At 68.8% G+C, this 1,485-nt stretch carries 2 protein-coding genes; both read left to right on the top strand.

All coding sequences use genetic code 11. The features are described 5' to 3' along the window. Positions 1-760 (top strand): hypothetical protein (locus tag AB0J09_RS64555; RefSeq protein ID WP_360714369.1); only part of this gene is annotated, 760 nt, incomplete at its 5' end. Then, positions 753-1,485 (top strand): hypothetical protein (locus AB0J09_RS64550; protein WP_360714368.1); only part of this gene is annotated, 733 nt, incomplete at its 3' end. The genes AB0J09_RS64555 and AB0J09_RS64550, both read left to right, overlap by 8 nt.

Raw genomic sequence — 1,485 nt, 5'->3', positions numbered from 1 at the left:
CTTGTCGCTGTCGGTCATGACCAGCAGCGGCAGGACGAAGTCCTTGAACGCGGTGACGATCGTGAAGATGGAGACCACGCCCAGAATCGGTGACGCCCACCCGCACGAGGTCGTCGCCGCCTTCGACCGGTTCGCCGCGTCGATTTGGGACGCCACGCACAAACGGCGAACGTCGCTGAACGATCCGGGTGAGCCAGGCGCGCACACGTTCGGCGGACAGTTGCGAGTCGTCGGCCGCGACGCCTACCTGAGGTGGCGAGCCAGCCTGCTGAAGGGCGGTCGCCTGACCGAACCCCGCTTCCACAGCGTTGAGCAGGTGCGCCAGCATCTGGCCGCCGGCGGCGACTCGCCCGCGGTCTTGTCGTACAGCCGGGCCAGCGAGGGCGCTCGCGCACTGGCAGCCGACCTCGATGGAGCGGTGCTCGCGGGCGGCGGCTCGTTCATCGCGGCGCAGCGCGGCGACAACGGCAGATGGAATCTGCACATGTCCGCGACCGGGCAGGCCCTGGTGCCGCGTGTGGACTTCGAGTCGTGTGCCGACGCGATCGACGCCGGTGACCTGCTGAAGAAGCGGGCGCACGAGTTCTGGGACCACCCGGATCACTGGCTGACCGGCATCTACCCGATCGATGAGGTCCTGGAGGTGCTGGTCGAACGGCGGCGGCGCGTTGGCGGGGGCATGCCGCTGCCCGGCCAGGAGCCGCCGCCCGATGACGAGTCCATCGCCGTGGAGGTTTCCGTTGTTCCCCAGTGTGAGTGAGCTCCGGGAGCACCTGCGCCGGTCGGCGCTGAACGCTGACGCCGACCGGCGCGAGTTCCTCGAGCGGCTGGCCGAGGAGAAGACGCTGGCGCTGACGCCGTCGGGCCAGCTGGCCCTCTTCAAGTCCAAGGGGACCTGGGTGGTGCTGGCGCCTGCAGCTGCGTTGACGGTGACCGCGCAGTTCTTGAAGTTGCCGACGAAGAGGGAAGCGCTGGAGATCGCCGCCAAGCTCGAAACGATACGAGACAGTGACGGCAATCCACCTCCCTGGGCGTCCGCCGAACTTCAGGACGCCGTGAAGGACTGGCGTAGCGCCGGCGGCCTGACCTGGCGACATGTCGTGATCGACGTCATGGGCCAGCACGACATCGACCACGGCCGCGACCAGACGCCCATCGCGACGATGGCACGAGAGCAGCGCCAGAGCCAGGAGGCGAAAGAGGCGTTCCAGCGGCGGGCGGCCGAGGGCGGCTACCGGATCGGCGATGCCCAGGAGCTGGTCACCGGCGACCAGATCGAGCTGGACTCCCACGTCAGCGACAGTCGGCGCGGCTTGAAGGGCTGGACGAACGGCGCCCTGCTCGGCGGGGACGACCCGCCGAGCGAGCAGTACAGCAAAGTCATCATCTGCGGCGTGCTCAAGGCCCCGCCGACGTTCAACAAGGCCAGTGCGTGGACCGGGAGCCTCGGCATCGACTGGGCGTTCGAGCCGGGAGCGACCTGGC

It is taken from the genome of Nonomuraea sp. NPDC049784 (assembly GCF_040659615.1).
Classification (GTDB): Bacteria; Actinomycetota; Actinomycetes; order Streptosporangiales; family Streptosporangiaceae; genus Nonomuraea.
This window is presented reverse-complemented; position numbering and strand designations above follow the sequence as displayed.